At 41.0% G+C, this 25,547-nt stretch carries 21 protein-coding genes; 7 read left to right on the forward strand and 14 right to left on the reverse strand.

Going from position 1 to position 25,547, the window contains the following annotated elements:
• Position 1: 1 nt before the first annotated feature.
• From O1D97_RS18155 to O1D97_RS18165, 3 genes are all read right to left on the reverse strand, one after another.
• Positions 2-670: a TIGR04211 family SH3 domain-containing protein gene (locus O1D97_RS18155; protein WP_269127602.1), complete on the reverse strand. Its 669-nt coding sequence runs from the start codon at positions 668-670 to the stop codon at positions 2-4.
• 139 nt (positions 671-809) lie between these two features.
• A complete protein-coding gene (locus O1D97_RS18160) occupies positions 810-1,277 on the reverse strand; it encodes a DUF934 domain-containing protein (RefSeq protein WP_269127603.1) in 468 nt (155 codons plus the stop codon).
• Positions 1,261-2,922, reverse strand: a complete 1,662-nt coding sequence (locus tag O1D97_RS18165; RefSeq protein ID WP_269127604.1) for a nitrite/sulfite reductase — start codon at positions 2,920-2,922, stop codon at positions 1,261-1,263. The genes O1D97_RS18160 and O1D97_RS18165 overlap by 17 nt, the downstream gene beginning before the upstream one ends.
• Before the next feature lie 231 nt (positions 2,923-3,153).
• On the opposite strand from O1D97_RS18165, the gene nfuA reads away from it, so the two are divergent.
• A complete protein-coding gene (nfuA, locus tag O1D97_RS18170; protein ID WP_269127605.1) occupies positions 3,154-3,735 on the forward strand; it encodes a Fe-S biogenesis protein NfuA in 582 nt (193 codons plus the stop codon).
• A 75-nt stretch (positions 3,736-3,810) separates the two neighbouring features.
• On the opposite strand, the gene O1D97_RS18175 is transcribed toward nfuA, so the two are convergent.
• Positions 3,811-4,884 (reverse strand): 3-deoxy-7-phosphoheptulonate synthase, encoded by a 1,074-nt coding sequence (locus O1D97_RS18175; RefSeq protein ID WP_269127606.1) that lies wholly within the window; start codon positions 4,882-4,884, stop codon positions 3,811-3,813.
• Between the two features lie 46 nt (positions 4,885-4,930).
• Positions 4,931-5,698, reverse strand: a complete 768-nt coding sequence (locus tag O1D97_RS18180) for a sulfite exporter TauE/SafE family protein (RefSeq protein ID WP_269127607.1) — start codon at positions 5,696-5,698, stop codon at positions 4,931-4,933.
• 107 nt (positions 5,699-5,805) lie between these two features.
• On the opposite strand from O1D97_RS18180, the gene cysB reads away from it, so the two are divergent.
• On the forward strand, positions 5,806-6,780 hold the full coding sequence (gene cysB / locus O1D97_RS18185) for an HTH-type transcriptional regulator CysB (RefSeq protein WP_269127608.1): 975 nt from the start codon (positions 5,806-5,808) through the stop codon (positions 6,778-6,780).
• Between the two features lie 88 nt (positions 6,781-6,868).
• Here the strand turns inward: cysB and O1D97_RS18190 are convergent, their stop codons facing one another.
• From O1D97_RS18190 to O1D97_RS18210, 5 genes are all read right to left on the reverse strand, one after another.
• Positions 6,869-7,276 (reverse strand): DUF2069 domain-containing protein, encoded by a 408-nt coding sequence (locus O1D97_RS18190; protein WP_269127609.1) that lies wholly within the window; start codon positions 7,274-7,276, stop codon positions 6,869-6,871.
• 22 nt (positions 7,277-7,298) lie between these two features.
• Positions 7,299-7,898, reverse strand: coding sequence for an NAD(P)H:quinone oxidoreductase (wrbA, locus tag O1D97_RS18195; RefSeq protein ID WP_269127610.1), 600 nt, complete (start codon positions 7,896-7,898; stop codon positions 7,299-7,301).
• Positions 7,898-8,242 carry an arsenate reductase (glutaredoxin) gene (gene arsC / locus O1D97_RS18200; protein ID WP_269127612.1) on the reverse strand — a complete coding sequence of 115 codons (345 nt, stop codon included), beginning with the start codon at positions 8,240-8,242 and terminating at the stop codon, positions 7,898-7,900. The genes wrbA and arsC overlap by 1 nt, the downstream gene beginning before the upstream one ends.
• A 102-nt stretch (positions 8,243-8,344) precedes the next feature.
• Positions 8,345-10,081: a proline--tRNA ligase gene (locus O1D97_RS18205; protein ID WP_269127614.1), complete on the reverse strand. Its 1,737-nt coding sequence runs from the start codon at positions 10,079-10,081 to the stop codon at positions 8,345-8,347.
• Between the two features lie 48 nt (positions 10,082-10,129).
• Complete coding sequence (locus tag O1D97_RS18210; RefSeq protein WP_269127615.1) at positions 10,130-10,999, reverse strand: SMP-30/gluconolactonase/LRE family protein; 870 nt, start codon at positions 10,997-10,999, stop codon at positions 10,130-10,132.
• A 342-nt stretch (positions 11,000-11,341) separates the two neighbouring features.
• On the opposite strand from O1D97_RS18210, the gene O1D97_RS18215 reads away from it, so the two are divergent.
• A complete protein-coding gene (locus tag O1D97_RS18215; RefSeq protein WP_269127616.1) occupies positions 11,342-12,919 on the forward strand; it encodes a coiled-coil domain-containing protein in 1,578 nt (525 codons plus the stop codon).
• 276 nt (positions 12,920-13,195) lie between these two features.
• Here O1D97_RS18215 and O1D97_RS18220 read toward each other — a convergent pair whose 3' ends face one another.
• Positions 13,196-15,334 carry a dihydrolipoyl dehydrogenase family protein gene (locus tag O1D97_RS18220; protein WP_269127617.1) on the reverse strand — a complete coding sequence of 713 codons (2,139 nt, stop codon included), beginning with the start codon at positions 15,332-15,334 and terminating at the stop codon, positions 13,196-13,198.
• A 315-nt stretch (positions 15,335-15,649) separates the two neighbouring features.
• Between O1D97_RS18220 and hpf the strand changes: the two genes are divergently transcribed.
• Positions 15,650-16,048: a ribosome hibernation-promoting factor, HPF/YfiA family gene (gene hpf, locus O1D97_RS18225; RefSeq protein WP_269127618.1), complete on the forward strand. Its 399-nt coding sequence runs from the start codon at positions 15,650-15,652 to the stop codon at positions 16,046-16,048.
• A 53-nt stretch (positions 16,049-16,101) separates the two neighbouring features.
• Here hpf and O1D97_RS18230 read toward each other — a convergent pair whose 3' ends face one another.
• Positions 16,102-17,259, reverse strand: coding sequence for a patatin-like phospholipase family protein (locus O1D97_RS18230; RefSeq protein ID WP_269127619.1), 1,158 nt, complete (start codon positions 17,257-17,259; stop codon positions 16,102-16,104).
• Between the two features lie 207 nt (positions 17,260-17,466).
• Between O1D97_RS18230 and O1D97_RS18235 the strand changes: the two genes are divergently transcribed.
• Together O1D97_RS18235 and pgm are read left to right on the forward strand one after the other, a co-directional pair.
• Complete coding sequence (locus O1D97_RS18235; protein WP_269127620.1) at positions 17,467-18,597, forward strand: beta-ketoacyl-ACP synthase III; 1,131 nt, start codon at positions 17,467-17,469, stop codon at positions 18,595-18,597.
• Between the two features lie 127 nt (positions 18,598-18,724).
• A complete protein-coding gene (gene pgm / locus O1D97_RS18240; protein ID WP_269127621.1) occupies positions 18,725-20,365 on the forward strand; it encodes a phosphoglucomutase (alpha-D-glucose-1,6-bisphosphate-dependent) in 1,641 nt (546 codons plus the stop codon).
• A 79-nt stretch (positions 20,366-20,444) separates the two neighbouring features.
• Here the strand turns inward: pgm and O1D97_RS18245 are convergent, their stop codons facing one another.
• Together O1D97_RS18245 and ydiJ are read right to left on the reverse strand one after the other, a co-directional pair.
• Entirely contained in the window at positions 20,445-21,185 is a 741-nt protein-coding gene (locus O1D97_RS18245; RefSeq protein ID WP_269127623.1) for a fused MFS/spermidine synthase, read from the reverse strand.
• 88 nt (positions 21,186-21,273) lie between these two features.
• Positions 21,274-24,351 (reverse strand): D-2-hydroxyglutarate dehydrogenase YdiJ, encoded by a 3,078-nt coding sequence (gene ydiJ / locus O1D97_RS18250; protein WP_269127624.1) that lies wholly within the window; start codon positions 24,349-24,351, stop codon positions 21,274-21,276.
• A gap of 264 nt (positions 24,352-24,615) precedes the next feature.
• Here ydiJ and O1D97_RS18255 point away from each other — a divergent pair, with 264 nt between their 5' ends.
• Entirely contained in the window at positions 24,616-25,521 is a 906-nt protein-coding gene (locus O1D97_RS18255) for a 1-aminocyclopropane-1-carboxylate deaminase/D-cysteine desulfhydrase (RefSeq protein ID WP_269127625.1), read from the forward strand.
• Positions 25,522-25,547: the final 26 nt, after the last annotated feature.

Here is a 25,547-nt window from a genome sequence, read left to right on the forward strand (position 1 = left end):
ATTAAGACCAAGAGCTATTGTTTACTTTTTTTCGACGATTTAATGGAACTAGAACACCAATGACTAACCCACCTAATAAGGTTCCTGCACCAATCATGAACCATTTCTGTTCATGAGAAGACTGCAGTCGGTCTGCTTTTTCTTGCGCGCTTATCAAGCGTTGTTCAAGAGAGGCAATGGCAAAAACATTTTCATCATTACGACTAACAATTTCTTGCGCCTCTTGCGTAAGTTCATTAAGTTCGTTTAAGCGTTTTTCAATAGCCTCTTTTTCAGTGGCAAGAGTGGTTACGTCCGTTTTTAGTGTGTCAACAAGTGCCGTTGCATCATCTAATTTATCTTGTAAGGTAATTTTGGTTTCGGATAATGATGTTATTTGTGTTTGTAGGTCGATTAATTCATCTCGACTTACTTTATCATCACTTAAAAAGTAATTTGCCACCCAGCCAATATTACCTGATGGCGTTCTGACTCGAGTATAGTTTTCAGACTTAGATAAAACTTCAAGAGGCGTTCCGCTTTTTATGCCTCTTTCTGTTGCTCTTGAGTTGTTGCTTTGTCCTTCTCTGATGGCAACAAACTGTATGTCAGACACATAAACTGTTGCCGCCATTAAAGACGAAGAAAGCGCTACAGATATAAAAAAACCAGCAATAAATTTATAAAACACAATAAGACCCTTAACAATCAATAGCTTCAATCAAAACATACGATAAAGATGAGTGGAGAAATACGCAATAGAAAAAGGCCCTTAAAGGGCCTTTTTCTTATATTACAAAGATTTTTGTTCAATGTATTGGGCTAATTAACTATCTTCTCAAGAAAATTGGTCTAGGGTCGTTAGCGTCACCTTGGTATTTTACATTAAACGGTTTGTGTAATTTTAGTGCGCTTTCGAGATTTACATCCTCAGCAAAGTCAAAACTGTTGAAACCAACGCGTAATAAGTAGCCAAGTTGATCAGGAATGAAATGACCTAAGGCTCTAAGCTCTCCTTTAAAGTTAAACCTTTCTCTTAAAAGGCGAGCATAAGTAAAACCACGACCGTCAACAAAGGCTGGAAAATTAATGCCAATAACATCAAATTGATCCAGGTCTACATCTTTTAATAGACTTGGGTTTTGGTCGCTGTTTAACCAAATGCCAGCAACGGCTGACGGATTTTCCAGCCATTTATCGACGGCTACAATAGTGTTCTTGTCAGGGACGGTGTCGTCGTTTTGAGCCAAGACGTATTGATTATCGACAATGGCGCCGTCTTTAATTAGCTTTTGCATATACAGCCTCTTTAAATTGTGTGATGCCGATTCGACGGTAAGTATCAATAAAGTGTTCTTCCGCTGTTCTCTGAGAAACATAAACGTCGACTAGTTTGCGGATCACTCGGCTAATCTCTTCTTGTGCAAAGGAAGGGCCTAATATTTTACCAATACTGGCATCGTGTCCAGATGCTCCACCAATGGAAACTTGATAAAACTCTTCACCTTTTTTGTCTACGCCTAAAATACCAATATTACCAACATGGTGATGGCCGCAGGCGTTCATACAACCTGAGATGTTCAAGTCAAGTTCACCAATGTCGTATAAGTAATCTAGATTATCAAACTCGGCTTGAATCTGCTCAGCGATTGGGATGGATTTTGCATTGGCTAGGGCACAAAAGTCACCCCCAGGACAGCAAATCATATCGGTTAATAAGCCAAGAGTAGGTGTGGCGAAGCCTGCTTCTTTACAATCATTCCAAAGGTCAACTAATTGATCTTGTTGTACATCTGCCAGTACCAAATTTTGCTCATGGCTCACGCGAAGTTCATTGAAACTGTATTTATCGGCAAGGTCCGCTGCTTTTTCCATCTGCTCTGCTGTCGCGTCACCAGGCGCCTGGCCTGCTTTTTTCAGCGTCAGTGTGACAATGCGATAGCCAGCTTTTTTGTGCGGAAAAGTGTTACGTTCAAACCAACGAGAGAAGCCTGTGCTATCTGCTAGCTTTTCTGTCAAATTGCTTGGGTTGTCTGTAAGCGTTTGATACTCAGGCTCAGTAAAGAAGCTCTGTAAGCGATCAAATTCAGCGGCTGGAACCGTACTTTCATTGTTTTTAATGTGTTTCCATTCTTCTTCAACACGCAGGCGAAATTCATCAATGCCTAATGCTTTTACTAAGATTTTGATACGAGCTTTGTATTTATTATCGCGACGCCCGTGTTGGTTATAAACGCGGACAATTGCTTCAAGGTAGGTTAATAAATCAGCACGAGGGATAAAGTCGCTGATTGTTACACCAACCATAGGAGTACGACCTAATCCACCACCTACAATAACCTTAAAGCCAATCTCACCCGCTGCATTTTTCTTAATGTGTAGGCCAATATCGTGAACTTGTGTTGCGGCTCTATCCGCATTCTCGTTGGCATTGACCGCAATTTTAAATTTACGCGGAAGGAATGCATATTCAGGGTGGAAAGTAGACCACTGGCGAATCAGTTCGCAATAAGGGCGTGGGTCAACAATTTCATCCGCTATAACGCCAGAGTATTGATCGGTAGTAGTGTTACGTATGCAGTTACCACTTGTTTGAATGGCATGCATTTCTACTTCAGCTAATTCCGCTAGGATATCTGGAACGTCTTCAAGCTTTGGCCAGTTAAACTGAAGGTTTTGGCGAGTACTAAAATGTCCGTAACCACGATCATAGCGGCGGCTAATATCGGCAAGAGTTCTTAGCTGATTACTAGAAAGCATACCATAAGGGATAGCCACTCGTAGCATAGGTGCATAACGTTGAACGTATAAGCCGTTTTGTAATCGTAGAGGTAGAAATTCTTGTTCACTTAATTCTTTGTTAAGGAATCGTTCAGTCTGGTCGCGAAATTGCGCTACGCGCTCTGCTACCAGTTGGTGATCAATGGCGTCATATTGATACATATAATGGACCGTTATTTTAGATGGTATTAAAAAGTTGCCCTACTGTAGCAAAAATCTCTTATTCTAAAAATGAATATTTACCTATATGTTTAGGGTTTTTTCTAATAAGGCATATTGATCAATCAAGGGTATGGAATTAATACCTTACTTTTTTACTTGGTCTTTCTCTTGGGGGTTGTTTTGAGTTACTATAGCCCCATTAATTGCCTAGAGTTTGACATAAGGTTTTATATGAATATTACAATTACAGATAGTGCACAGGAATATTTGTCTTCTTTGCTAGAAAAGCAAGATGTTGATGGTATGTCTGTGAGAATGTTTATCCAGCAACCCGGCACCCCTTATGCGGAAACATGCTTAGCGTATTGCCGTCCCGAAGAGTCTGTAGAATCTGATGAGGTATTAAATTTACCAAAATTAAGAGTGCTTATAGAGAAAAACTCTGTGGCTTTCTTGGATGAAGCATTTGTTGATTACTCAAAAGAAAAAATGGGTGGTCAACTCACCATTAAGGCGCCGAATGCTAAGATGCCGAAGGTATCTGCTGATAGCCCAATAGAAGACCAAATTAATTACGTTTTGTATTCTGATATTAATCCTGGCTTAGCGGCTCATGGTGGTGAAGTGAGCTTGATTGATGTTATTGATGGTCAAATTGCTGTCTTGAAATTTGGCGGTGGTTGTCAAGGTTGTAGCGCTGTTGATCTCACTTTGAAAGAAGGCGTCGAAAAAACCTTAATTGAGAAAGTACCTGGTTTAACCGCAGTAAAAGATTCAACTGACCACTCTGTGACAGACAACGCTTTTATGTAGTGTTTGATTTGCTAAAAAGGGGCGCTCAATTTAATTGGGCGCCCCTTTTTTCATTTTATTGTTGTATTCCGTTTATTAACGCTGTCTTTTAGGAAGTACATCTCGTAGTTTATCCGCCATTTCAAGCAGAGTTTCTTCTGTTGTTTTCCAATCAATACAGGCATCTGTTATAGATACACCGTATTCAAGTTTACTTTTATCTGAGTTTATTTTTTGGTTGCCCCAGCCAATATTACTCTCGATCATTAACCCAATGATTGAATTATTACCTTCCAAAATTTGTTTGGTTGCGTCTTTAGCAACAAGCGGCTGAATTTCAGGTTTTTTGTTTGAGTTTTCATGAGAGCAATCAATCATGATATTGTGTGCCAAATTGGCTTTAGTTAGCTCTTGTTCGCTCAATGCAATATTGACTGAATCATAGTTAGGCTTACCATTGCCACCGCGTAAGACAAGGTGTCCGTATGCATTTCCTTTAGTATTTACGACGCTAACCTGTCCTGCTTCATTAATACCAAGGAAAGAATGAGAATGAGAAACGGATTGCATGGCATTAACCGCCACTGTCATGGATCCGTCTGTACCATTTTTAAAACCAACCGGACCAGATAGGCCAGAGGCCATCTCTCGGTGAGTTTGCGATTCCGTGGTTCTGGCGCCAATGGCAGACCAGCTGATAAGATCTTGAATGTATTGAGGGGATATTGGATCCAGTGCTTCTGTGGCTAATGGTAGTCCCATCTCAGAAAGATCGATTAATAGCTTACGAGCAATCCCCATACCTTTTTCTACGTCGAATGTGTCATCAAGATTCGGGTCATTGATTAAGCCTTTCCAGCCAACTGTTGTACGTGGTTTTTCGAAATACGTACGCATAACAATATATAAAGTGTCTTCAACTTTTTTAGAGAGTTCTTTTAAACGACGAGCATAATCTAACGCGGCTTCAGTGTCATGAATAGAGCAAGGGCCAATGACGACAACCAGCCTATGATCTTTACCATCGAGTATATTTTTGATGTCTTCACGTGCTTTTGTGATGGTTGCTCTAATCTCATCTGTTACAGGAAATGCTTGCTTCATATTCTCTGGTGTCATTAGTTCTGAGAATGAAGCGATGTTTAAATCTTCTAGTTTTGAGTCACTCATTTGTTATCCTAAATGCTTTTGCTGGTCGACTAAGTCGTTATTATGTTTAAAAGAACAGGTATTTTACGCCAAAACCCATTAATGCTGTAGCTAAAACTGGCTGTAAAACCTTATTTGGTACATAAGTTGATATGTGGGTGCCAACATAAATGGCAGGGATGGAACCAATTAAAAGAGCGACTAAGAGTGAATAGTCAACATTGCCTAAAAAAACATGGCCAATTCCAGCGGTTAATGTGAGTGGAACGGCATGGGCAAGGTCAGTGCCGACGATGTTTTTGGCAGCCATGGACGGAAACAGGAGCATAAGCAATGCCGTTCCTAATGCTCCAGCACCTACCGATGTTAATGTTACTAATGCGCCAAGCACTATGCCTGCAAAGAAAATGTATTTCAAACTCTTATGGTGTGATTCTAGTGTTGTATTTGGTCGTGACGAAAGTAGTTTTTTTCGAAAAATAATCACGAAGGCGGTTGCGACCAGCATAACGCCCAAGGTTGAGGTTAAAATGTCTTGGTAAAAATCGGGCGTATCGTATTGAGATAGCCAAAAAACAGTAATTAGAGAGGAGGGTAAGCTGCCCGCCGCCATAGCCCCCATGATTCTCCAGTTGACATGTTTTTTCTTAGCGTGCATATATACGCCAGTACTTTTGGCTATTCCTGCATACATAAGATCTGTGCCAATGGCGATGTGAGCCGGAAAACCAAACATAAGCAGTAGCGGCGTCATAATAGAACCACCACCTACACCAGTAATGCCAACAGCAAGGCCAACTAGAGAGCCAGCCATAATATACCAAATGAAATCCATCTTTTGCTTCTTAATGCGAATTGTTGTGGCAACGTTAGAGGTTTTTTACTATTCTATAAAGTAATATTTTATTATTTTTTTAAACCTTTTTAGAATAAGGGGCGTTCATGAAGCTTCAACAATTAAGATATATTTGGGAAGTTGCGCGTAATGACCTAAATGTATCTGCTACAGCGCAGACTTTATATACTTCTCAGCCAGGAGTAAGTAAACAGATTCGTCTGCTTGAAGATGAGCTTGGAGTCGAGGTATTTGCCCGCAGTGGTAAGCATTTAACTCATATTACGCCAGCAGGTGAAAAAATCATTGAGTTAGCGGGTGAAATTTTAAATCAAACTCACAATATTAAACGTATTGCAAAAGAGTTTAGTGATGAGCGTAAAGGATCTTTGGATATTGCTACAACGCATACACAAGCTCGTTATGCATTGCCTAAAGTTATTCATGACTTTATAGCTGATTATCCAGAAGTCAGTTTGCATATGCATCAAGGGACGCCTATGCAGATTGCTGAAATGGCAAACGACGGTGGTGTTGATTTTGCTATAGCAACGGAGGCTCTTGAGTTATTTGGTAATTTGATTATGCTACCTTGCTACACATGGAATCGTTCTGTAGTAGTACCAAAAGATCATCCTCTTGCTTCGATAGACCACTTAACATTGGAAGAGTTGTCTAAGCATCCAATCGTTACTTATGTATTTGGTTTTACCGGGCGCTCGCAATTAGATGAGTCATTCCGTGAAGCCGGCTTAGATGCGAATGTGGTTTTCACTGCAGCCGATTCAGATGTGATTAAAACGTACGTGCGTTTAGGTTTGGGTGTTGGTATTGTGGCGACCATGGCTTACGATAACCATCTTGATAATGATTTGGTGGCGATTGATGTGTCACATTTATTTGAAAACAGTATGACAAAAATTGGCATTCGTTCAAACACCTTTATTCGTGGTTATATGTATGACTTCATTCAATCTTTTGCACCGCATTTGACGAAAGACATTGTTTCGCAAGCGATGGCGATTTCAAATCGAAGTGAGGTTGATGCTTTGTTTGAGGGAATTGAGCTGCCGCATTACTAAACGGCTCCTATTGAGGCAAGTAGGCGCTATCGGGTTTATTAAGACCGTTTTTGCGCCTTTTTAATGCTGTTTAGAAAATGGTCGATGTTTAGTCTTTTACTGGCAGTTCACTGAGCCCCTTCCAGCGTGCGTACATTAAGGCTAGATGAAATAGTAATAATGCCAGTAGTGTTTCACTCATGCCATACGCCCAATTAATGCCCTGAGTCCAGTTCAAAACACCCGCAATGAAATATGTTAGTGTCACAAAACAAATCCAAATGGCGCCGCGATAACTGCCTTTTATGGCGCCAGGCACCACCATGAGTAATGGTAGAATGGTTGCTATAAGGAAGGCATAAGGGTGCTCATAGACGGTTTTTTGTAAAAAAAGATGATGCACACTTATTACCACAATAAGTGAGATTAAATTGAGAACCATTAAGGGATAGGTTTTTAAATAAAGAGATGTCGCTTTGGCTTTCTCTTTTCGGGTGACGCTTTCTTTTTTTGCCATGATTAGACTGAGCCTTGATGATTTACTTATTAAGTTGCATTACTAATTTAGCCAAGCGATAGCCTTGTATCTCGCATAATGCAGATTCATCATTACTGAGTTCTGTATTATTTGTGCTACTGGCTAAATGACTTGCACCATAAGGCGTGCCACCCGTTTGGGTTTGCATTAGCTCTTTTGCTTTATAGGACTGACTCTGGATAATCATTCCGTGATGGAAAAGTGGCGTCGCTAGGGCTTGTAAGCACATTTCATGACCCCCATGCATACTGCTGCCACTGGTAAACACGGATGCGGGCTTATCAATGAGTTTTCCTGTCATCCAAAGAGTAGATGTTTGATCAAGGAAGAACTTTAGTGGTGAGGCGATGCTTCCAAAATAAGAGGGGCTTCCTAGAATTAAGCCACTGCATTCTGCTAACTCATCTAAAGTGCAATAGGGCACTCCTTCTTCAGGAATGGAAGGTGAGAGTGATGTGGTGGTGGTTGCCACATCAGGAACTTGCCTCACTTTAACATCAATAGCCGTTTGTTTTTTTACGCCGCGGGCAATGTATTTTGCCATCTCTGCGACAGAGCCGTGACGGCTATAATAAAGTATCAGAATATAAGGGAGTGACATTAAAACAATTCCAAAACTTGCTCTGGTGGACGACCTATTTTTGCTTTGCCTTTGTGAATAACGATAGGGCGCTCAATCAGTTTAGGGTATTGGCACATGGCGGATAATCTTTGGGCGTCCGTTGTTTCAGGAAGGTGTAGATTAAGTTCTTTGTAAATGGCTTCTTTTGTTCTCATTAATTCAATAGGCTGTAGAGATAGAAAATGCAGTACATTTTTTAATTCGTCAACCTTTGGGCGGTTTTCCATATACAGGCGAATGGTCAGTTTAATGCCTTTTTCTTCTAAAAGAGCTAGAGTTTCTCTGGATTTTGAACATCTTGGGTTGTGATAAATCGTTGTCATTGGAGGTCCTAGGTAATATTTGGTGTGAGTTTATTAATGGTGCCGACAAATAAAACATTGCTAGCCCTAGCGGTAAATAACGGTTAGGGCTAGGTATACTCTTTATGCGTTCTTATTCATTTTACTTTGTAGTGTTTGTAAGACATCCGCAGATGGAATATCTTCACTCTCGCCAGAACGTCTATGCTTATACTCTAGAGTGCCATTTGCTAGTCCTTTATCCCCAACCACTATGCGGTGAGGTATGCCAAGCAATTCACAATCGGCAAATTTAACACCAGGGCGCTCTTTTCTGTCATCAAGCAAAACGTCTACACCGGCTTTATTTAAGTCCGCATATAATGCATCACAAACCGCACGAACTTCTTCGGATTTATCGTAGTTCATGGCTACGATAGCCACATCATAAGGTGCAATAGACTCAGGCCAAACAATGCCTTTATCATCGTAATTTTGTTCAATTGCAGCGGCGACTACACGGGTAACACCAATGCCATAGCACCCCATCCACATAATTTGGCTTTTACCATTTTCGTCCAAAACACTGGCGTTCATTGACTCAGCATATTGTTGACCTAACTGGAAAATGTGGCCAACTTCAATGCCTCGTTTGATCACGATATGGCCTTGGCCATCAGGTGATGGATCACCTTCAACCACATTTCTGATGTCAGCAACCTCAAAGTTAGGACAGTCTTTTGACCAGTTGATACCAATATAATGATAATCGTCTTTATTGGCGCCAGCACAAAAGTCAGAAATTACCGCCGCGGAACGATCTACAATCACTTGAATGCCTTTTTCTTTAAGGCCGATCGGACCAATAGAGCCTAATCCACAACCGACCGCATTAATAATGTCGCTTTCTTCAGCAAATTCAAATGGTGTAAGTGCGCCAGCCAGTTTTTCCACTTTTATTTCATTAATAGAATGATCGCCTCGTAAGACAAGCGCCATGATAGTGGCTTTTCCATTCTCATCTAGGCCTTTAACAAGCATGGTTTTAACGGTTTTTTCAACAGGAAGTTTTAAGAAATCGGCAACCTGCTGTATGGTTTTACAGTTAGGCGTAAATACTTCTTCCATGTCTTGTGTCGCTGGATCGGCGACGGTTTTTGCTTCTATGGCTTCGGCTAATTCAATATTAGCGGCAAAGTCAGAAGAGTCGCTGAATGCAATGTCATCTTCACCCGATTCTGCTAATACATGGAACTCATGGGAGAATGCACCACCGATACTGCCTGTATCGGCACGAACTGGGCGGTAATCTAATCCAATGCGATCAAATACATTGCAGTAGGCTTGATGCATGACATCATAAGTTTCTTGCAATGATCCTTGGTTTGCATGAAAGGAATAGGCGTCTTTCATTAAAAACTCTCGTGAACGCATAACACCGAATCGTGGGCGAACCTCGTCACGGAATTTTGTCTGGATCTGGAAGAAGTTCAACGGCAGTTGCTTGTAGCTAGTAAGCTCATTTCTCGCTAGGTCTGTTATGACCTCTTCGTGTGTTGGGCCTAAACAATAGTCCCTGTCGTGCCTGTCTTTTAGTCGCAACAATTCAGGGCCGTATTTCTGCCATCTTCCTGTTTCCATCCATAGTTCCGAAGGCTGAACACCGGGCATTAAAACTTCAAGAGCGCCTGCGTTTTGCATTTCTTCTCTGACGATTTTTTCTGCTTTACGTAATACTTTTATGCCAGTTGGTAGCCAAGTGTATAGACCTTTAGATACCTGTCGTATCATGCCAGCTCTAATCATTAATTGATGGCTAACGACAACCGCGTCAGTTGGGGAGTTACGTAATGTTGAAAATAAATAATTACTTGCGCGCATTGTTAATTCATCTAGTTTGTTAGTGGGATAAGATTATGTAAAGCGATTTTAGTTTTTAAATCTGGGCTCGATCAGACCAGTAGCCGATGTTTCTAACGCAAAAATGCCGCCAGCCTGAGGGTAGGTATCCAGCTCTTCTTCTGAGTGAGCGGCTCTGCATGTTGACACAAAAAGAGTCTTCATTTGAGGTCCACCAAAAGCAACCATTGTAGGATAAATAGCGGGGATTGGAAATTCCTCTAAAATATCACCCTGTGGGCTGATTTTGACGATTCGTTGCCCTGCATAAAGTGCGGACCAATAATTTCCATCTGTGTCTACGGCCGCGCCGTCGGGCCTACCAAGGCCTCTAGGGAATTCTATAAAAACCTTTTTGTTCGAGGCTTTGCCTGTGTCCATGTCATAATCGAAAGTATAAACAACATGGTTTGGTGTATCTGAATAATACATGGTTTTGCCGTCTGGAGAGAATGCTAGGCCGTTTGATGTCCAAGCAGATTGATCCAAAACAGTATGGTCACCATTCGAAAACTGATGCAGTGCACCTTTAAACGCATCTTTGGGAGAATACATGGTGCCAGCTAAAAAACGCCCATTAAAGTCACAGCGACCATCATTGAAACGGGTGGTCTGTCTATCGTAGTTAGCGATCCAGTAAGGCATAAGCTCACTGTTAAAATCTGTAAAAGTATATACCCCAGAACGAAATGCAGCGATAAATCCGCCGGATTCAGTGAGAGAGAAACAGCCTATTTCTTCATCAAATTGACGCGTTTCTAGCGTGTCTGTAGACAGATTGAAGCGACATAATTGAAACGAGTCAATGTCAACATAATACAGAGTATCTGTTTTTTCGTCCCATCGAGGGCATTCTGCAAGTTTTGCTTGAGCGTCAATCAAACACTGTACGTTAGGCATGAACTCTCCATAAAAACTGAATTAGGTATATCGGTATAATAGTGCTTAGGATTTGGTTAATTGTAAATGTTTGAGCTTGGCTTTGCATTGAATATGGCGAAGTAAGCGTAAATATTTGCATTTTAATGGTATTAGCCCTGTCACCGGAAAACCCTGTTTGATATTATTTTGCGTGTTTTTTGATCGTTTGTGTCAAAGTGCAGATTTTGTAGGTTGGAGTTAGTTGGCAGGTCTTTTGCTATATAATTTTATGCAGTAGGTTATTTGCTCCTGTTACAAATGAAAAGAGCAAATAATGATACTTTTAAATACAAAAGAATAGGCTACATACGGAAGGCAATTATGGTGAGCATACGTAGAAAAAAGAAAGCCATTAGCAAGGTTGTAAAACTATTAAACTTGGCAACTTCTTCTAATTCAAGTGAGTCAAAAATGGCATTACGCCACGCTGAGTCTGTGATTCATCAGAACGCCTTGAAAAAATATGAAATCCCTCAATCCATGTTGTGTGATGTGAATACTCTGTTTAGAGTCAATTGGAGTCTGCCGTCTAGGGCTTTTTCTACAGAATCAGAGCCCCAGAAGCCTAAAGTGACAGAGTCTTTTTCTACAAGGCGTTTTAGTGAGAAACCTGTAGACACAAATAGATCCTATGCGAATAGCAAAACCATTCTTGATGATTATTGTGAAGCAAATGAATCTAAAGACAAAGGTGTGGATGATAAGGCGACTTTTGGAAGCGATTTGAATGCCACTGCTGACAGATCTACTGACTTCAAACCCAATACGAAAAAATCACAGGAAAACGTTTCGACCATGAATTACGCGGCAGATAATGTTATTAATGCGGCAAACGCTTTCCGTCCTGATGCTGTTGCTTTCACTGATAGGTTACGAGGGCAGTATGCTTCTAGTAACCCTGATATGCCCTTCGAAGAAGATAAATATTGGAATAAAATATACACGCAATTGGCGGACTTTAATGAAGCCGATGTCCAATCCAAATTGGATGCTCTTGCATTACAGCAAAAATTAGCGGAAGAGTCATTAAAAGAAAAGCGCAATGAACGATTGCTAACAGAGCAAGAAGAACAAGCAGAAAGAAGTGAAAGAGCAAAAATTGAACGTAGCTTTGAAGAGGCTATTGAGAAAGCGTTTCAATTGCGGGCTCAGTCCTATGAAGCGTGGGAGAAACGTCGCTCAGACATTCGTATGCATTGTTTGCGAGAAGAGCGCGATGCCTTAGCTGGCTTTGAGGAGTTAGTTGAAGATTATAATAAAATTACCTCGGATTATCAGCGTCATATACAGCTAAAGGAGGAGTATCGTGCTGCGAAAATTATGCATGAGCTAAGGAAACAGTTATCGAATGCTGTTAAACAAGGCGAAGAAGGGCGCACTTCTTTTGATAGCGTTATTGATATTATGGCCAGTAATGATTTGTCTTTGAGAGATTTGGAGTTTTCAGATATTAAAAGCAAAAGTTTGTTTATCAAGCTGTTAGAAAGAGAGACGGCCAAAATAGACGATATTGATGCCCGCGAAAACTATACGGATGATATGTTAACTAAGTTTTTAACATCAACTGTCGGTGTTAAGGCACAACAGAAAGTTGTCAATCCGCTCCTTAAAATTGAAGAGTTATTGGCTTCTGCTAGTGTGAGTAGTCAGTTTGAAGCGCAAAAAAGCTTGGATCAAATTTTCCACTTAATGTCGTCAAATGGTATTAGTATAAAAGATGTGAACCTAGCGGTGATTTCTAAATATTCTGTCTTCGTGAGATTGCTCAATTGGGAAGCTGAACAGATCGTTTCCATTACTGAGCGCGAGCGTTTTACGGCGGGCGTGCTAGAAAATTATGTTGCCTTATCCATTGATGCTGGTGACGCGAAAAAACCCGCGGCAAAGAAAACGGTTTAAAATGCTCCACTGTTGATGTATTACTCAGTGAGCAGGAAATAAGTAAATAGAAAAAGGCTCAATCGATTGTGATTGAGCCTTTTTTATTAGGCATAACTTCTTCAGACTATCAAACTAAGACGTTTATGGGTTGATAGAAATATAAACTTATCGCTCTATTTCATATAAAAGAGACGGAAATGAGTGAGGTTAGATGGATTCAAGCACTACTCTACAATCGGTACAACAAGTTGAGTAGTGCTTGAATCTAGACGGTTTAAACCCCAAGGTCAGGTTTTATTTTCCTCGTCCCCAGCGATGGAATTTCTCAACATACGTCATTAATTTGTGAGGTACATGAGCACGTTTCCATTCCCCCGCTGCGTATTTATTGGCTTCAGCCATGGTTGGGTAGATATGAATAGTACCAAGCACCTTGTTTAAGCCAAGGTTATATTTCATGGCTTGTACATACTCGGCAATCAGGTCTCCAGCGTGGCTACCAACGATGGTAACTCCTAAGATCTTGTCTTTGCCTGGAATCGTAAGCACTTTAACAAAACCAGCCGTGTTGCGATCCGCTATGGCTCTATCTAGCTCTTCAATTTCAAATTTAACCACTTCATAAGGGATGCCTTGTGCTTTCGCTTCATCTTCGCTTAACCCGACTCGCGCAACCTCTGGATCAGTAAAGGTGGCCCATGGAATGACTCGATAATCGACGGTGAATTGTTTGAATTTACCAAATAACGCATTGACGGCGGCAAACCATGCTTGGTGAGCGGCAGTATGAGTGAATTGATACGAGCCAATAACATCTCCGACACCGTAGATGTTTGGAATATTGGTTCTTAAGTAATCATCAACCACAAGGGCGCCACGTTCATTAATTTCTACGCCAATCTCTTCTAAACCAATACCGCGCACATTAGGCGTGCGGCCTACCGCGATGAGAAGCGTGTCAAATGGGACAAGGGTTTCTCCATTGTCGTGGGTGCAGCGTAAAAACTGTTCACCTTCTTTGACTACGACCTCTTCAGCCGCATGCCCCGTAAGCAGTTGAACACCTTCGTTAATGAAATTATCTGATACCCACTTGGCGGCATCTTCGTCTTCACGAGGCATGATTCTTGGACCACGTTCTATTTGTGTTACTTTAGCTCCTAGCCTAGCGAAAGACTGAGTTAGCTCACTACCTATAGGGCCACCACCAAGTACAATCAATCTACCTGGGTTTTCAGTGAGTCCCCAAATTGTGTCGCTGGTGTGGTAGTTAACTTGGTCAAGTCCCTTGATATTAGGGATAAATGGTCTGGCTCCTGTAGCAATCACAATATTTTTTGTTGTGAGGATTTTTCCATCAACTTCAATTTCATAGGGAGAGATAACGCGAGCGTCTCCTGTGATGCATTCCACACCTAAGTCCGTGTAGCGTTCAATAGAGTCATGAGGTTCAACCTCTTTAATCACTTTGTGGACACCTTGAAAAACCGCTTTAAAGTCAACATTCGGTTCTACGTTAGATATGCCTAATTTAGCGGCATTACGCATATCATGTGCAGTATGAGCAGCACGAATTAACGCTTTACTAGGAACACAGCCTGTATTTAAACAGTCACCACCCATTTTATGGCGTTCGATAAGGCCGACTTTTGCTTTAACAACCGCGGCGATGTAAGAGCTAACAAGCCCACCAGCCCCCGCGCCAATGACCAGCATGTTGTAATCAAATGATTGAGGTTTTTTAAACTGCTTTAAACTTTTTTGTGATTTAACCATAGCGATAATTTTCTTTGCAATGAGGGGGAAAATACCGAGTAAAACAAAGGAGAGAATGAGACCCGGAGATAAAATACCTTGTAAGCTGTCGATTTGTGCCAGCTGTGTACCTGCATTAACAAATACCGCTGTACCGGCCAGCATACCAATTTGACTAATCCAGTAGAAGCTCCAGGTTTTAATGGGCGTTAATCCCATTAGCAGATTAATTAAAAAGAAAGGAAAGGCTGGTACCAATCGTAAGGTAAAGAGGTACAGGGCCCCATCTTTCGCCATGCCCTTATTAAACGCTTTCAAGTTTTGACCAAACTTCGCTTGCACTGACTCTCTGAATAGGTAACGAGAAACCAAAAAGGCAAGTGTTGCCCCCATTGAGCTTGCAAAAGATACGATCAATAACCCTTGAAATAACCCGAATAGAGCGCCAGCCGCTAAAGTTAATATGACCGCTCCTGGTAAAGAAAGGGCCGTTATGAGGACATATCCAATAAAGAAAACGCCAGTAACTAAGAAGGGTTGCGCCGCTTTGAGTTCAGCAAATGATGATTGTTGTTCTTTTAAAGAGGCCAAGCTTAAATAAGTATGTAAGTCATAAGTGAAAAACAAAGCGACCACGATAGCAACAATAGCTAAAATAATGATTTTAGATGTTTTCATGGGCGCTCTCCATAGATTTCTGCTTATTGAGAGGGGTAATCTTGATCATAGTGGTTTTAAATTCTCTTAAATGCGATGTGTATTGAATAGGACATATCTCCATAAATTTAGTTCAGTAAGTTATTGAAAAACTTTATAGAAACGTATTTGTTCAGTATTTTGTCTAATTATTGTTCGGAATCAGAAAAAAACAATAATTAAGGTTGAATTTTTGGTGATTAGGCCATAAGTTTTAATTAGGTTAAATAAAAAAGAGAGGTAATGGTACGTATATTTAAAATATCGTTTTGTAAATTGAATAAGGAATAATTATCTATGTATACTCTTAATATTAGTGGTCATCACGTAAAGTCTGGAGATGCAACACAGGCAATAGTGAAAGAAAAAATGGATCATCTTCAACGTATTAATAATCAGATAACCACGATCAATGTTATTTTGAATTCTGAAAAACATGCAACAAATGAAGTAATTGCAGAGGCGAGTGTTCATATTCCTGGCCATGATTTATTTGCAACAGCCAAAACCGACAAACAGTTGTCTGTGGCACTAGATATGCTGGTTAGCAAACTAGAGAAACAACTGGTAAAACATAAACCCCGTCACCCTTCTGGACGAGTACATCATGTGAATGCCAAAGATGTAGAGAGTTCTGTTGAGAAGGAATATCAAGCAGAGTTCAACGAATTAGTTGAACGAGAGGTTATTAACTAGATTTCTTTAAAGCAAGGCTCGACATCTTGGGCCTTGCTTTTTTCGTTACTTATTCACTTTAAAAACGCCAGTATTTTATCTTTTTCCCACATAGCGTCTTGTTGACCTAACTCAATGAGCTCTTGGCAATATTCAGGTGTAAACAGCAAATAACTAGCTGCGGAATTACCTGATGAATCATTGTTATTCCCTGTTATATTAAGTAAAAAACGAATGCTCTTAGGTAATGTACTTATGTGCTTATCCGCAATTTCATCAATCGCTTGCGATGGAGAAATGATCAGCGAGTCAATATGCTTTATTTTAGGCACTTCAACATCATCCTCAACATAAGAAAGAATAGTATTTATGTATTCTAGTTGTTGAATGTCCCCCTCGAGATTGTCAATAAAAGCACTATTTAGTAATTGTCCAGTAATTTGCCCCATAGAGGGGGATGTTGGTGTTTCAGGAGAGTCTGTCCATGATTTTGGGTTACGATTTCCGCTTACACCAATCACCATAATTTTATTGGCTCCTAGTTGGATTGCTGGACTAATAGGTGACCTTTGTCTCATTGCGCCATCACCATAGAAGTGTTGTCCAATCTTTTGTGCGGGAAAAATTGTGGGTATTGCGCTTGAAGCGAGTAGATGAGCAAAATCAATTTTCGATGCCTTGCCATTTCGACGAAATCCAGACCATTCTTTTATACTTTTGTTTCCTTCGAAGAAGGTTGTGGTTTCCCCTGTTGTATAGCTCATGCAGGTTATAGCGAGAGCGTGTAGCTCTTTTTCGCTAATGGCGTCTTCAATTTGATTGAGTGGTAAAAAACGCTGGAGCAATTTTTCTAGTGGCGCATTATTAAGCAACGAAACGATTTGTTCATCACTGTTGTTTTTTATCATTGATGAAAACACTTTTGATGCTGACGAAAACAGCTCAGTACTTTTGGTTTCATAGACATTATCTGGAGTTAAGTGTCGCCAAATATAATTGAGTCGACTGACCGCTTTTGTAAAATCATGGGCATTGGTCGCCAACATACAGGCATTTAGTGCGCCTGCAGACGTACCACATAGAATAGGGAAGGGGAGCTTGCTGCCTTTAGGTAGCATTTTCCCGATGGCGGATAAAACACCCACTTGATAGGCTGCTCGAGCACCACCACCGGACAAAATTAAAGCATGAGTATCTGCTTTAGGCTGAGATGGAGGTTGATCGTTACTCATTATGTTGTTCTTTATTTGCTCAAACATGACTGACCTTGTTTACTGTACTTGAGGAACATTTTAAATATAGTTGTTTAATTACTGGCATTAAAAGACATTTTATTGATATAACTATAGGTAATGTTGATTTCAATAATTATATTACTCATGAAGAATGAACTTAGATCATACAGATAGGATCTAAAGTATTACAAGAAGAGATAAACGATGCAGGACAGATCTGTTGTAATTAGTGGAGTGGGGTTGTGGACACCACAAAATACGATTACCAATGAAGAGTTGGTGGAAAGTTATAACGCTTGGGCAAAAGTGTATAACGATGATAATGAGGCTAAAATTAAAACAGGTGAGTTGCTGGCAAAACCTTTTTCGAGTGCTGATTTTATTGCCAAAGCTTCAGGTATTAAAAGCCGTTATATTTATTGTAAAAACGGTGTACTAGACATTGATCGGATGAGGCCTAAACTTTCGGTGCGAGCCGATGATGAACTTTCTCATCAGGCTGAAATGGCTGTGAACGCGGCTAAGAAAGCGCTACTAGAGGCCAATAAAACGGCGGCTGATATTGATATGGTTATTGTGGCATGTGCTTATACACAGCGCTCTTACCCAGCCATTGCCATTGAGGTTCAAGCGGCATTAGGCATTAATGGGCAAGCGTTTGATATGTTGGTGGCATGTTCAGCGGCAACGTTCGCATTGCAAAGAGCTCATGACGCGATTGCTTCAGGAAGTAGTCGTGGCGTGTTGGTCATTAATCCAGAATTGACGTCTCCTCAGGTAAATTATACCGATAGAGATTCGCATTTTATTTTTGGGGATGTGGCTACTGCGATCGTATTGGAAGCGGCTAAAACCTGTCAATCAGAGCACAGTTACACGATTCTTGGTAGTAAGTGTGTTACGTCATTTTCAAATAATATTCGTTCGAATTTTGGTTATACAACGCGAGTGACCGATGAAGATCCTTATGAAGCGGATAAATTGTTTCATCAAAATGGTCGCAAGGTTTTTAAAGAAGTGTGCCCAATGGCGGCAGAGCATATTGAATCACACTTATCTTCTTTAGATATTGGCGTGACTCAATTACGTCGTTGGTGGCTACATCAAGCGAACATTAATATGAACTTATTAATTAGTAAGCGCCTATTAGGAAGAGAGGCCACTTTAGATGAGGCGCCAATAGTCTTAGATCGTTTTGCTAATACCGCCTCAGCAGGGTCAATTATTGCTTTTTCTGAGCATCATAAAGACTTGGTCGCTGGGGATATTGGGGTGATCTGCTCTTTTGGAGCAGGCTATTCTATTGGAAGCTTAGTAATTCAAAAGAGGGATTAGTATATAAAAAGGCATAAGTGTTCAATATTCACACATTAATGAGCGCTTATGTTTTTAACCGATTGAATGTCAAATCAATATGATGGAGTATTAGAGGCGTTCTATTAATAGTTAAAGGGATCATTCTATGGCGCTTCACCCCCAAGCCGGTAAACCATGTAATCATGAGAGCTTAGTTAACCTACCTGAACTGATAACCGCGTATTACACTAAGATACCGAATATAGCGACTTTTCCAAATCAAAAAGTGAGTTTTGGCACCTCCGGACATAGAGGTAGTGCTCTTCAGACCAGTTTCAATGAGCATCACATCCTATCCATTTGCCAAGCTATTGCTGAATATAGAAAAACCATTGGTGTAGATGGTCCTCTGTATTTAGGTAAAGATACCCATGGACTATCAGAACCGGCTTATCAAACGGCAATACAGGTTTTTACGGCAAATGATGTGCGGGTACGAGTTCCTGTAGATGGTGGTTATACTCCAACCCCTGTCATATCGAATGCAATCTTGACGCATAATGCCAAAGAACAAGATGTGGCCGATGGCATTGTGATCACACCATCTCATAATCCTCCAGAAGATGGCGGCATAAAATATAACCCTCCTAAAGGCGGTCCTGCAGAAACAGAAGCCACAAATTGGATCGCAAAGCGAGCAAATGAACTTTTATTAGATCAACTGCAAGGGGTTAAGAGACAGAATCTTACCCTCGCAGTTGAGTCTAACCTGTTAGAAGCGTTTGATTATATCGAACATTATGTCTCTCAATTAGAGAGTGTAATTGACATGGAATCTATCGCTAAAGCCGGTATTAAAATTGGTGTTGATCCTATGGGTGGGTCCGGTATTCATTATTGGAAACCTATTGCTGATAGATACGGACTGGATATTACGATTGTCAATACGAAAGTGGATGCTACTTTCGGTTTTATGCCATTGGATAAAGACGGTCGAATTCGTATGGATTGTTCTTCTGAATACGCCATGATGAATTTGCTAAAACAAAAAGACAAGTTTGATATCTCGGTAAGTAATGATCCAGACTTTGATCGTCATGGTATTGTTTGTGCTTCATCAGGGTTGATGAATCCGAATGCTTATCTGGCCGTTGCTATTGAATATTTAGCCACACATCGGCCTCAATGGAGCCGTGATGTGCAGTTTGGTAAAACGCTTGTATCGAGCGCCATAATTGACCGTGTTGTTGGTGGTTTAGGTCGTAATTTATGTGAAGTGCCTGTTGGCTTTAAATGGTACGTTGATGGGCTTTATTCTGGCTCCATGGGATTTGGTGGAGAGGAGAGCGCCGGTGCCTCTTTCTTAAGGAGAGATGGTTCCGTTTGGACAACGGATAAAGATGGTTTTATTCTTGCTCTGTTGGCCGCGGAAATACTTGCGGTAACTGGAAAAGACCCGCAACAACTTTATCGTGAACAGGTTGAAAAATACGGTCAGCCTTACTATAAGCGTATTGATGTACCAACCACGTCAGAAAATAAAGCGCTATTGTCTAGCCTAAGTGCCAGTTCAGTTGCCAGTGATACCTTGGCAGGTGATGCGATTGTTCGTATTCTAACTGAGGCTCCAGGTAATGGTGCGTCCATTGGTGGACTGAAAGTGGAAACGAAGAATGGTTGGTTTGCGGCGAGACCATCAGGTACTGAGAATGTCTATAAAATCTATTTAGAAAGCTTTGTGTCTTTAGCACACCTCTCGGAGCTTGAAGAAGATGCTAAGGCATTGGTGAATCGAGTTCTTGGGTGAAAGAGCGTATTTTTTAAAGAGACTGCTTTTTAAAACGCCCCTTTGGCCGCCTGAGTATTGGCAGGCGATCCAAAGGGGGTTACACTTCGTTTAGCCGACTAAGCCATTTGGTTAAATTGAACCCTAAATCAGAAGAAAGCTTCTGAGCTTGCATTTTTAGGTGTTTTTCGGACGGTTCTTGGAATGATTTACTGGCCAAAAGCACCCAGTTTCCACAACCCGTATCTAATGCTCTAATGTCCAGAAAATACGCTCGTAAAGATTCAATTAATTCTGGGTGATTTGTGTGCTCAGACCAGCAGTTTAATACTAACCAGCCATCATCTTTTATGTGTCTATTGCACTGTTCTATAAAGCGTTGCTGCAGAACGGATTCATCCATTCCTTTAGTGTTGTATATATCAGTGAACAGAATGTCGACTTTTTTTTGGTCTTTTCTGTCTAGATAATCGTTAGCTGATTGCTCAATGATCTGTACTTTTTTCCCTTTTGGCAGCCGGAAAAAACGTTCGGCAATGTCTATTACGTGTGGGCGCAGTTCAACGGCGGTTAAATTCACTCCTGCAATATGGTTATGCAGTGTTGTGAGTAAGCACCCGCCTCCCAGTCCTAATAATGTTATGCGTTTGGGGTGTTTAAATAACAACACAAGCATCATAGCTTGAGTGTATTCATGTTGCAGTACAAAAGGAGTCGATAGTTTTTGTTTGCTTTGTTCGTCGCCTTTTGCAAAAGACAGAATGCGATACTGTCCATCGTCCAAGACATGAATATTACCGTATTCGTCATTACAGCTATAAAGGATGTTAGAAGTTGTCATGAAAGCTCATTATTATGTTAGGTGAAATAGCTCAGACTCCGCCATCCGTGTGATAATTCTGATATCGCACGGATGGCGGAGTAATGGCTTAAGAAGATTGCGTTTGAGCAATACGTATGTGCTTTAAGAGTGCTTGAGCGGGGTGCGGCAAATTAATATGGTCCATTCGCTTCACCTGACTGCGACAAGAATAGCCTGTTGCTAATAATTTGAGTTGCAAGTCATCATTTTGAACTTTAGATTGCCATGAAAGTTCATAAATAGCTTTTGATGTCTCTAAATTTTGAGCTTCATGACCATAGGTGCCAGCCATTCCGCAGCAACCAACCGCTTCTACCTTGAGCTGTAAGTCAAGTTTTTCAAAAATACTCACCCAATTATTGATTGACGGGGCCGCATTGGTTTTTTCCGTACAGTGGGCCATTAAATGGTAAGTATCATGGCCAAGAGACAGTTGCTGCTTTTCTAGGTGTTCGGTTTGTTGTGCTAACCATTCTTGTAATAACTGGATTTTAGGGATGGTTCTTGAGTCGCCAAATGCCTTCGTGTACTCAGATCGGTAAGCTAGGGTCATAGAGGGCTCGATACCAATAAAAGGCAGTCCATAAAATGAAAGGTTCTGTAGCATATCTAGATTTTTACCTGCAGCCCGATTAAATGCTTTCAGAAATCCATGGACGTGCAGTGGTTTGCCATTTGGACGGTAAGGTGCAAGAAACGCTTGAAATCCGAGGCGATTCAGCATTTCCATGGTGTCTAATACGAGTTCGGTTTCAAAAAAACTGGTAAACGCGTCTTGGACTACAATAACGGCTCGACGTCTGTCTCTAGGGTTTAAGGCCTCTAGTGACATGGGGGTTGCTAACCGAATGCCTCTATGGGCCATTTCTTTTTTAAGATTGATTCTGCTTAAACTTGGGGTGTCTGTTAACCCCATGTATTTACTGGTTAGATGGTTGATCCATTGTCTTTCCACTATCCAGTTATAAGGCATCGGGGCTTTTGATAATGTAGGAATAATAAACTCCAATGAACCGACAAAGTAGTCTTTAGCTGGACGTAAATAACGACCGTAATAGATTTCCAAAAACTTTGAACGAAACTCAGGGACATCCACTTTAATAGGGCATTGACCCACACAAGATTTACAGGCCAAGCAGCCCATCATGGACTCGTGAACTTCATGAGAAAAGTCATATTCTCCTCGTCGCTTTGCTATTGTATTTCGCAGTTTTGGAAGAAAAGACGTTAAAAAATGGCGGTTTCTAACGCTTTTGCTTGCGCTTTGAGTGTTAATCCCTTGGGCGCTTAATGCTCGTACCCACTCCCGTATGAGTGAGGCTCGGCCTTTCGGTGAATGACGTCTATCCCTTGTACCTTTCCAAGAAGGGCACATAGCGTCATCTGGATCAAAGTTAAAACAAGCGCCATTACCATTACAATACATACCTTCTTTAAATTGATCTCGGTTCGCGATTGGGATTTGACGATCGAATTGTCCGCGAAGAGGTACTTGATCAATTTTTAATAGTTCTACACCGAGTTCAAGTGGTGTGGCTATTTTTCCTGGATTAAGCTGATTAAATGGGTCAAAGGCGGCTTTTATTTGTTGAATTACTGGGTAAAGGTCACCAAAAAATGCCGGTGAATATTCTGAACGGATACCTTTACCGTGTTCTCCCCAAAGAAGTCCATGGTATTTCTGAGTAAGGGCGACGACTTTATCGGTTATTTCTCTGATAAGCGGTTCTTGAGATTCGTCTTTTAAGTCGATGGCAGGGCGGACATGTAAAACGCCAGCGTCAACATGGCCAAACATCCCGTATTTTACGTTATAGCTATCTAGTACTGCTCGAAACTCCATGATGAAGTCTGCAAGGTTCTCTGGTGGCACGGCGGTATCTTCCACAAAAGGAATGGGGCGTTTTTCACCCGATGCATTTCCCAGAAGTCCTACCGATTTTTTACGCATTCCCCAAATTTTATTGACATTAGAATGCCCTGCAGCAATGGTGTATCCAAGTGTACAGGATGTTTCTTTATTAATTCGATCCAACTGATTTGTTAGTGTTTTAATACGTTGTTTGAGTGTGGTTTCATCGTTGTCTGTGTATTCAACTAGGTTGATACCCTGAACGTCTTCGCCTTCCACATAAGGGAAAAAATCGGCAACACTTTCCCAGATAATATCGTTTTTAGCCAATCCTAGAACGGTAGAATCGACGGTTTCAATTGAAGTTGGTTGGGCTGAAAGTAGTTCTTTTGCATGACGTAAAGAGGATTCGAAGCTGTTATAGCGAATATTTACTAGAGCGGCGAATTTAGGAATCTGAAGCAAATTGATTTTGGCTTCAACAATGAATCCCAGCGTACCTTCTGAACCGCATAGGATCGAGTTGAGGTCGAATAGGCCGTCTTTGTTGCGGATATGCGCTAGGTCATAACCCGTTAAGCAACGATTCAGTTCTGGGAAGGTGTCTTCTATGGCTTGTTTGTTGTGAGAAAAGGCATGATCTACGGTTCTATGGACAGTCCCTACATAATCACTTCTTTGTGTGATTTGTTGGAGTTCCTCATCGGCTATTGGCTTGGAATCCCATGTTGTTCCATCGAGTAGGACGGTTTTTAGCGCCAGCACATGGTCACGGGTTTTACCATACATTACAGAGCCTTGGCCACTGGCATCGGTATTGATCATGCCTCCTATAGTTGCTCTGTTGCTGGTAGACAATTCCGGAGCAAAAAATAAACCTTGCTCTTTGATCGCTTTATTTAGCTGATCTTTTACCACACCGGTTTGAACGCGAGCCCAACCTTCTTCCACATTGACTTCTAAAATTTGATTCATGTATTTCGATAAATCAACAACTAAACCATCTGTAAGTGATTGGCCATTTGTTCCTGTACCACCGCCTCTAGGGCTTAATACTATGTCTTGAAATTCTTTTTGATTCGCAAGTGTTACTAATGCTTGAATGTCCTCTACTGATTTTGGGTAGATCACCCCTTGAGGTAATACTTGATAAATAGAGTTATCAGTGGATAAAACAACACGATTGGCATAGTCAGGGTAAGTGTCCCCTGAGAATCCTGAAGCCTTCAGGTTCTCAATAAAGTTGAGGTATTGAGTCTGAACTGGCGAGACTTCAGTTAACTTTGGAATCATTCTCTTTCTCCACATGAATTAGCGTCCAATATTTTAACAAAAACTTGTTATAAGAAGTGATGTTTTTATATGAATTTTTTGAATGGGGTCACAGGTTAAATTCATAACTTCTTGTATCGTGGGTGTTTTTGATTGAAAGGGGAGAGGAAAATCATTTTGAGAGTGTCATCTTGTTTAATGTGCGTCTCATTTTCCCTTTGTGATATTGTTGCACTTGTATTCAAAATAATTGTGCTCGTATTTAACAAACTAGAGGGGTGAGCATTGTTTCAAAAAATTGTCCTTCCAGAATTGCTTTCTGAAAGAGGTTATCAATTAACCGTATATCGTGGGGACCTAGAACATCAAGGCGCCCCAGGTAATAAATGGCACAAATTAAAATATAATCTAGCAGAGGCTAAGGCGAAGGGGGCCAAAGCGATAGCCAGCTTTGGCGGGCCATTTTCTAATCATGTACATGCTTTAGGGAATATTTGTGCTGCCAAAAAAATGCAAGCGGTGGCGGTTATCCGAGGTGAGTTGCAGCCAAACTTGACCCCTACGTTAGTGGATTTCGTCAATCAGGGAGGGATGCTTTGGCCCAGCTCACGGTACGATTATCGTCAAGGCATGGCGTCCTCGGTCAAAGCAGAGATCGATCATTATATTGAGGGGTGTTACTGGATTCCTGAGGGAGGGGCGAATGCATTAGGAGCGCAAGGGTGCTTTGACTGGTCGTGTACTATTTATAATGCAGGTGGCGCTGAATTCTCTCATTGGGTTATGAGTGCTGGTACTGGAACGACCTGTGCCGGTTTTCTTGCAAATGACCTCATTGAAAAATTGACGGTTATTCCCGCAATCAAGGGCGGCAAAGGTTTGAGAGAGGACATTCTTTTTCATGCCCATAACGTAAATGCAGACCTTAGTATAGACAAAAATGATTCTAGGTTACTTATAGACGATCGTTATCATTTTGGAGGTTATGCAAGAATGACAGTGGAGTTAAAGGATTTTCTAACGGTTTTCTCTATTTTGAACCCTGATGTGGAGTTTGACCCTGTGTATACTGCGAAAGTGCTGTTTGGTGTTATCAATGAAATGACATTAGGTCGTTGGCCGTTAGAGAAAACGTTGTTGATCCATACAGGTGGTCTTCAAGGCCGTCGAGGGTATCCATTTCTAAATTAAAGCACGCTGTCTGCAAATATAAAATG

The sequence above is a fragment of the Marinomonas phaeophyticola genome, from assembly GCF_026966905.1.
GTDB classification, from domain to species: Bacteria; Pseudomonadota; Gammaproteobacteria; order Pseudomonadales; family Marinomonadaceae; genus Marinomonas; species Marinomonas phaeophyticola.

Excerpts from the sequence above, each read along its gene's own strand:
- O1D97_RS18235 (WP_269127620.1), top strand. The coding sequence starts at position 17,467 with ATGCAGGACAGATCTGTTGTAATTAGTGGAGTGGGGTTGTGGACACCA.
- cysB (WP_269127608.1), top strand. The coding sequence starts at position 5,806 with ATGAAGCTTCAACAATTAAGATATATTTGGGAAGTTGCGCGTAATGAC.
- pgm (WP_269127621.1), top strand. The coding sequence starts at position 18,725 with ATGGCGCTTCACCCCCAAGCCGGTAAACCATGTAATCATGAGAGCTTA.
- O1D97_RS18220 (WP_269127617.1), bottom strand. The coding sequence starts at position 15,334 with ATGAAAACATCTAAAATCATTATTTTAGCTATTGTTGCTATCGTGGTC.
- O1D97_RS18230 (WP_269127619.1), bottom strand. The coding sequence starts at position 17,259 with ATGAGTAACGATCAACCTCCATCTCAGCCTAAAGCAGATACTCATGCT.
- O1D97_RS18175 (WP_269127606.1), bottom strand. The coding sequence starts at position 4,884 with ATGAGTGACTCAAAACTAGAAGATTTAAACATCGCTTCATTCTCAGAA.
- arsC (WP_269127612.1), bottom strand. The coding sequence starts at position 8,242 with ATGACAACGATTTATCACAACCCAAGATGTTCAAAATCCAGAGAAACT.
- O1D97_RS18160 (WP_269127603.1), bottom strand. The coding sequence starts at position 1,277 with ATGCAAAAGCTAATTAAAGACGGCGCCATTGTCGATAATCAATACGTC.
- ydiJ (WP_269127624.1), bottom strand. The coding sequence starts at position 24,351 with ATGATTCCAAAGTTAACTGAAGTCTCGCCAGTTCAGACTCAATACCTC.
- O1D97_RS18180 (WP_269127607.1), bottom strand. The coding sequence starts at position 5,698 with ATGGATTTCATTTGGTATATTATGGCTGGCTCTCTAGTTGGCCTTGCT.
- hpf (WP_269127618.1), top strand. The coding sequence starts at position 15,650 with ATGTATACTCTTAATATTAGTGGTCATCACGTAAAGTCTGGAGATGCA.
- wrbA (WP_269127610.1), bottom strand. The coding sequence starts at position 7,898 with ATGTCACTCCCTTATATTCTGATACTTTATTATAGCCGTCACGGCTCT.
- O1D97_RS18205 (WP_269127614.1), bottom strand. The coding sequence starts at position 10,081 with ATGCGCGCAAGTAATTATTTATTTTCAACATTACGTAACTCCCCAACT.
- O1D97_RS18165 (WP_269127604.1), bottom strand. The coding sequence starts at position 2,922 with ATGTATCAATATGACGCCATTGATCACCAACTGGTAGCAGAGCGCGTA.
- O1D97_RS18210 (WP_269127615.1), bottom strand. The coding sequence starts at position 10,999 with ATGCCTAACGTACAGTGTTTGATTGACGCTCAAGCAAAACTTGCAGAA.
- O1D97_RS18190 (WP_269127609.1), bottom strand. The coding sequence starts at position 7,276 with ATGGCAAAAAAAGAAAGCGTCACCCGAAAAGAGAAAGCCAAAGCGACA.
- O1D97_RS18245 (WP_269127623.1), bottom strand. The coding sequence starts at position 21,185 with ATGACAACTTCTAACATCCTTTATAGCTGTAATGACGAATACGGTAAT.
- nfuA (WP_269127605.1), top strand. The coding sequence starts at position 3,154 with ATGAATATTACAATTACAGATAGTGCACAGGAATATTTGTCTTCTTTG.
- O1D97_RS18215 (WP_269127616.1), top strand. The coding sequence starts at position 11,342 with ATGGTGAGCATACGTAGAAAAAAGAAAGCCATTAGCAAGGTTGTAAAA.